General features: G+C 69.7%; 5 protein-coding genes and 1 riboswitch. Of the genes, 1 reads left to right on the top strand and 4 read right to left on the bottom strand.

Annotated features, from left to right (window positions below; translation table 11 throughout):
* Both GWK61_RS52400 and GWK61_RS52405 read right to left on the bottom strand, forming a co-directional pair.
* Positions 1 to 905: P-type ATPase actuator domain-containing protein (locus tag GWK61_RS52400; protein WP_228564418.1), on the bottom strand; the 905-nt coding region annotated here is incomplete at its 3' end.
* Positions 906 to 1,049: 144 nt separating this feature from the next.
* The gene (locus GWK61_RS52405) at positions 1,050 to 1,436 is read right to left on the bottom strand and encodes an ArsR/SmtB family transcription factor (RefSeq protein ID WP_194921732.1); all 387 of its coding nucleotides are present in this window, start codon (positions 1,434 to 1,436) and stop codon (positions 1,050 to 1,052) included.
* 184 nt (positions 1,437 to 1,620) lie between these two features.
* Between GWK61_RS52405 and GWK61_RS52410 the strand changes: the two genes are divergently transcribed.
* Positions 1,621 to 1,809 (top strand): hypothetical protein, encoded by a 189-nt coding sequence (locus GWK61_RS52410; RefSeq protein ID WP_194921733.1) that lies wholly within the window; start codon positions 1,621 to 1,623, stop codon positions 1,807 to 1,809.
* A gap of 238 nt (positions 1,810 to 2,047) precedes the next feature.
* Here GWK61_RS52410 and GWK61_RS52415 read toward each other — a convergent pair whose 3' ends face one another.
* Positions 2,048 to 2,791 carry an MgtC/SapB family protein gene (locus GWK61_RS52415; RefSeq protein WP_194921735.1) on the bottom strand — a complete coding sequence of 248 codons (744 nt, stop codon included), beginning with the start codon at positions 2,789 to 2,791 and terminating at the stop codon, positions 2,048 to 2,050.
* Positions 2,792 to 2,839: 48 nt separating this feature from the next.
* Positions 2,840 to 4,492 carry an NRAMP family divalent metal transporter gene (locus tag GWK61_RS52420; RefSeq protein ID WP_194921736.1) on the bottom strand — a complete coding sequence of 551 codons (1,653 nt, stop codon included), beginning with the start codon at positions 4,490 to 4,492 and terminating at the stop codon, positions 2,840 to 2,842.
* 297 nt (positions 4,493 to 4,789) lie between these two features.
* Positions 4,790 to 4,966, bottom strand: a riboswitch (M-box (ykoK) riboswitch).
* Between the last annotated feature and the right edge of the window lie 501 nt (positions 4,967 to 5,467).

Raw genomic sequence — 5,467 nt, forward strand, 5'->3', positions numbered from 1 at the left:
GTGTCGGGCAATGCATGCAGGCCAGCCAGGCGATCAGAAACATGATCCTCGGCAAGGGCGGGGGTCTCGGCCGAGGCGGCAGGCACGGATGGGGCGGAGGCATCAAGCTCGGGTGCGGCATCGAGCGAAGTGTGCGAGCCAGCCGGGCGATCAGAAACAAGACCGGTGGCAAAGGCGCGAGTGCCAACCGAGTCGGCGGGCAGGGTGTGCGGGCCAGCCAGGCGCGTAGCCGATTGGTCGCTGGCGTCGGTGTGCGTGTCTACCAGGCGCAGAGTGGCGCGGCTGAAATCGTGGCTATTGCCAGCAGCCGCGCCAGCAGCGCCAGCCGTCCCCGACAACTCCGCATGCTTCCCCACCGGCATCGACTCGCCGGACAGCAGCCCCTGGTCCAGGAACAGGTCCTTCGCGCGCAGCAGCCGCAGGTCCGCCGGGATCAGGTCCCCCGCGCCGAGGCGCACCACGTCGCCGAGCACGAGTTGGTCGAAGGGCAGCTCGCGCGTGATCGGCTCGCTGGTGTCGTCGGCGCGGCGGACCACGGTCGCGGTCGTCAGGACCAGGGCGCGCAGTGCGTCGACCGTGCGGCGTGAGCGTTGTTCCTGCCAGAAGCGCATCAGCGCGGCGATGGCGATCATCGCGGTGATGGCCAGGACGCCGCCGAGGTCGCCGCTGAGGGCGAACACCGCGTCGAGGACCGTCAGGACCAGGAGGAACGGGGCGCGGAAGGCCGTTGCCAGGCCGTGTGCGGTGGAGCGTTCGGGGCGGCTGAGGTCGTTCTCGCCGTCGCGTTCCAGGCGCGCGGCGGCCTCGGCTTCCGTGAGGCCGCGCAGTCCGCTGTCGAGGCCGCGCAGGACCTGCAGGACCGGCTGTCCGCCGCGTGCTGCCAGCTCGGCGCTGCGGTCCGCCAATGTGTCTGCCGATGTGTCCGTCGCGTCCGTCGCGTCCGTCGTCGGCGCGGCGGTCGGGCCGGAGGCCGCGGTGGAGCTGCGGAACGGGGACAGGAGCGTCATGGCGGTTCGTTTTCGGTCGTGCGGCCGGGGACCGCGCGGTGGCTAGGCCGTCCTGGCCGGCCCCCGGCTCGCGGGGTGCGCCTCGCCGGCCTGTTCGGCGTGGTGGTCCAGCATCTGCCGGACGATCGCGACGACGTGCGGGTCGTCCACGACGTAGACCTGGCGCCGGCCCTCGCGGCGCGCGCTGACCAGGCCGGCCAGCTTCAGCTTGGCCAGGTGCTGGCTCACCGCGGCGACGTTGCTGCCGGTGGCCTCGGCCAGCGCCGTCACGTCCTGCTCGGCCCGGGCCAGCAGCCACACGATGTGCAGCCGGGTGGTCGCGGCCAGCATGCCGAAGGTAGCGGCCGCGTCCTGAAGGAGCCTGGGACTCGGCGCCCCGTCGTCGGGGACGGCGTCGTCCTCGGTGCGGGACTCCTGTCTGCGGCGCATGTCACTTCCTCGTGTCTGTGCTTGTGTCTGTGCTTGTGTCTGTGCTTCGCACCGGGCCGGGGCCCGGATCGGTAGCGTCCATTGTGCCCGACGGCCGGAGATCCACTCAAACGTTTGCGCAATCGCTTGACTATTTAAGCGCCTCGGGTATCTACTTCGCGGGCACCCCGACGGAGGTACCACTATGTCCTTGACTCTGACCATCTCCGGCGTCCCCGACACCATCGCCGCGGACGTCGACCTGGGCGCCGTGGCCCGCGCCCTGCGTCCGCTGCTCGTTCCGGCGCTGATCGGTGCCGCCGAACTGGCCGGTCTGGGGCCGGTCGTGCCGGCGCTGGTGTCGATCGCGGTGAAGGCCGCGCGAACCCGCTGATACAGCCGCTCCGGATCGGACGCGTAGTCCGGTCCGGAGCGGCTATCGGCGTATGTGCCCAGCGAGGAAGAGGACCCTGATGCTCACCGCACTGCCCCACACCGCCGATGGGCACCCTGCCATAGGCGCCGTCATATACCTGGTGATCGTTGTCGTGCTGGTCGGCTCCGCGACGGTCGCCGGGCGGCGCGGCCGGAACCGGCGTCGTCGGCCGCCGCGGTGAGCGGATGCCGCCCCCTCACTCGTCCGGGTCCGGCCCCGGGCCCCGCGTCAGCGCGTCGAAGTCGGCGTCGTCCTTGTGCCAGTGCACGGTGTGGATCCCCGGCTCCAGCGACAGCCGCCCGACCAGCTGCTCCAGCCGGCTGGCGGCGTCGCCGTCCAGCAGCAGGTGCGCGGTGAGGCGGGTGGCGTCGGCGGCGTCGTCCCGGGTGGTGTCCAGGCCGCGCAGGATCACGTGGCCGCCGGTGGTGTCCGCCACCAGCAGCGCCCTGATGTGCGACTCGGACTTGGCCTTGCAGGTCAGGTGCAGGCGGAAGGGCTGCAGGTCCTCGTCCTCCTCGACCGCGTTGTCCCGGTCGAACAGCCGGCCGGCCGGGCGGCCGAGCAGGTGGACCAGCAGGACCGTGGCCGTGCCGATGGCCGCGAAGGCCAGGTGGCCGGACGCCGCCATGACCCCGACCGCGGCCGAGCACCACAGCGTCGCGGCGGTGTTCAGGCCGCGGACGTTGAACCCGTCGCGCAGGATCACGCCGCCGCCGAGGAAACCGATGCCGGAGACCACGTAGGCGGCGACCTGCGTGCTGTTCTCCGAGCCGTTGATGTCCGAGTACAGCACGAACAGGGTCGCGCCCACCGCCACCAGCGCGTTGGTCCGCAGACCCGCCATCCGGGCCCGCAGTTGCCGCTCCACGCCGATCGCGGCGCCGCATCCGAGCCCGACCGCCAGCCGCGCGATGAACTCCCAAGTGGTCAGGTTCTGCATGTTCGCCTCCTTATGGTGCGAAGGACAGCTCTGGGAAGGGTCGGACGGTCAGTGTCCGAGCATCATCTCGACGAGCTTCCACACGCACATGACCATCGAGACCAGCAGGTACAGGCGCAGCGCACCCATGGAGTAGCGGCGGGTCTTCGAGAACGTCAGCTGGCCGAGCTGGTCCAGCGGCGGCGTGCGCCACCCGTCGCGGCCGGAGCGGTCGATGGACTCGGCGACGAAGTCCGGCGCACGCCGTGCTCGCAGGGCCTTGACACCCATGACTGCGGCAGCGGCCAGGCCACCGGCCGCGCAGCCGACGAGGATCTCGTCGATCTGTCCGGCGCTGATGTTCGGCCAGATGACCGAGGCAGTCAGGACCATCGACAGCGCGATCAGGACGCCGATGACGGTCGAGGTGAACAGGGTGGTCTTCTTGGAGTTGACCCAGGGCCCGAGGACTTCCTTGTCGACGCAGAGCAGGAGCAGGAAGACGGTCGCGCTGGGCAGCAGCACGCCGGCCAGGGCCTGGACGCCGGTGGTGAGCACGCCGAGCACGTGGGCCGAGGCGGTCAGGACGATCGTCGCGGCCAGGCCGATGACGCCGGCGTAGACCGCGTAGAAGCCCTTGGCCTGCTTCACGCCGCGGTGCAGCGAGTGGTTGATCTTGAAGACGTCGCCGATCGCGTAGGCGGTCGACAGGGAGACGGCGAAGGCGCCGATGACGGAGGCGTCCAGGAGCGCGACGGCGAACATGTCGCCGAGCGCGCGGCCGCCGTAGTTCTGCAGCGCCGTGGCGAGCGAGCCGGCGTCGGTGAAGTCCGGCGAGCCCTTGGCCGCGAAGGCGACGGCGCCCAGGCCCATGATGGCCGCCGCGCCGATCACCACGACCACGATGCCGAGCCACAGGTCGGCCTTCTCGTACTTCATGAAGCGCGGGGTGATGCGCTTGTCGATGACGTAGCTCTGCTGGAAGAACAGCTGCCAGGGCGCGACGGTGGTGCCGACGATGCCGATGATCAGCAGCATCAGCGGAGCCATACCGCCCGCGCCGCCGGGGAAGGAGGGGCGGACGAAGTCGTGCGCCATCGTGCCGACGGCCGGGTGCGCCATCAGCGAGATCGGGATCAGCAGCAGGGAGCCGAGGCAGAAAATGAGCGCCAGGCGCTCGAACCGCCGGAAGGAGCCGGTCGAGGCGGCGGCGATGATGACCAGGGCGGCCAGGATCACCGAGGGGACTTTCGGCAGGCCGAGGTAGCCGGTGGCCAGGGTGATGCCGATGAATTCGGTGACCAGTGTCAGGGCATTGAGCAGGAACAGGTCGATGACGCTGAACGCGCCCCAGAACTTGCCGAAGCGCTCGAAGATGAGGCGCGCGTGGCCGACGCCGGTGACGGCGCCGAGGCGGAGGACCATCTCCTGGTTGACGTACAGGACGGGGACGAGCAGCAGCAGCGTCCAGAGGAGCTTCGTGCCGTAGTCGTGGCCGGCCTGGCCGTAGGTGGCGAAGGCGCCGGCGTCGTTGTCCCCGATCATCACGATCAGACCCGGGCCGACGATCGCGAGCAGCGTCTTCATCTTCGTCGACAGCCCGCGGCGGGCCCCGTGGTCGCCGAGCTTGATGGTGCCGAACGCACCCTTGATGTCGCCGACGTGCGCGTCGTCGAGGACTGCGGTGTTCGAGCGCTCCAGCCCCAGCAGTGCGGTGGTCATGTGGTTCACCCCTCCCAGCCCGCTCGGCGGGCGTGCAGGAGACGGCAGCAGACAGGAGCCCACGGCGGTGGGCGGTCAAGTAACTAAGAGGTCAGAGCTGCTGCGCGTCAGACGGATCGAAGAGCAACGTGGAGCACAGTCGGCCAGCCACTACCGGCAGCCGGTCGGTGCTATTACTCGGACTATCCACGCCACTCACCTCCACCCGACGGGGCCACAGGAATCCACCCGGACCGCGATCACAGTGGGAGCGCACGCCGACTTCCGGGCACGGAAAGCTGCCCGAACGAAACGGCGGAGGCACTCCCTCTCGTAAGAGCTTCGGCACTGCCCGGCGTATCCCGACCATCGGCCGGTAGCCACTTCGGGTCACCCCTTAAGCCGAGGAGACCTGTCCTGACCTTGGGCGTCTCTCGACGTCGTGAGATCAGTGGCTTGTGTCCGGTGCAGACGCCTCACCTAACGAGGTGCCTTCTTGACGGGTGTAATGTTATCGGACCATTGCTCATTTGCCTAATCGAGCGAATGAGGTGGGGTGGGGCGGCCATGGGCACAGCAGGCGGTACCGACGGCGCGCAGGGCAAGACTGGCGCATCGCCAGGGCGCGAGAGCCGTTTGTCGAGAGTGAGGCGGCGCGGGCCGAGGCAGCGGCGGAAATGTGGCAAGGCTCATGCAGTCGAGCGGGGCTGGCTCAGCACAGCTAGCTCTGTCGAGCAGGGACACAGCGCCAGCTCAGCCAGGTCATTCGGCGGCGAGATGGCGCTGGGCGACGTCGGCGGCGGGAGATTCAGGCTGGGCTGCGGGTGGCAGAGAGTTGTTGGTGGAGCGGTGCCGGTGGGCAGCGTGCGTCTCGTCCTGGTGTGGAGCGTGTTATCCGCGCCGCGAGCCGGGCGGATCGCTGAACACCCTCACCGTTGCGAAGGAGTCGACCACAAGCTGCAGCAGCGCCAAGACCGCTGCGCCGTCGCCGGGGGC

Source organism: Catenulispora rubra (genome assembly GCF_015356825.1).
Lineage (GTDB): Bacteria > Actinomycetota > Actinomycetes > Streptomycetales > Catenulisporaceae > Catenulispora > Catenulispora rubra.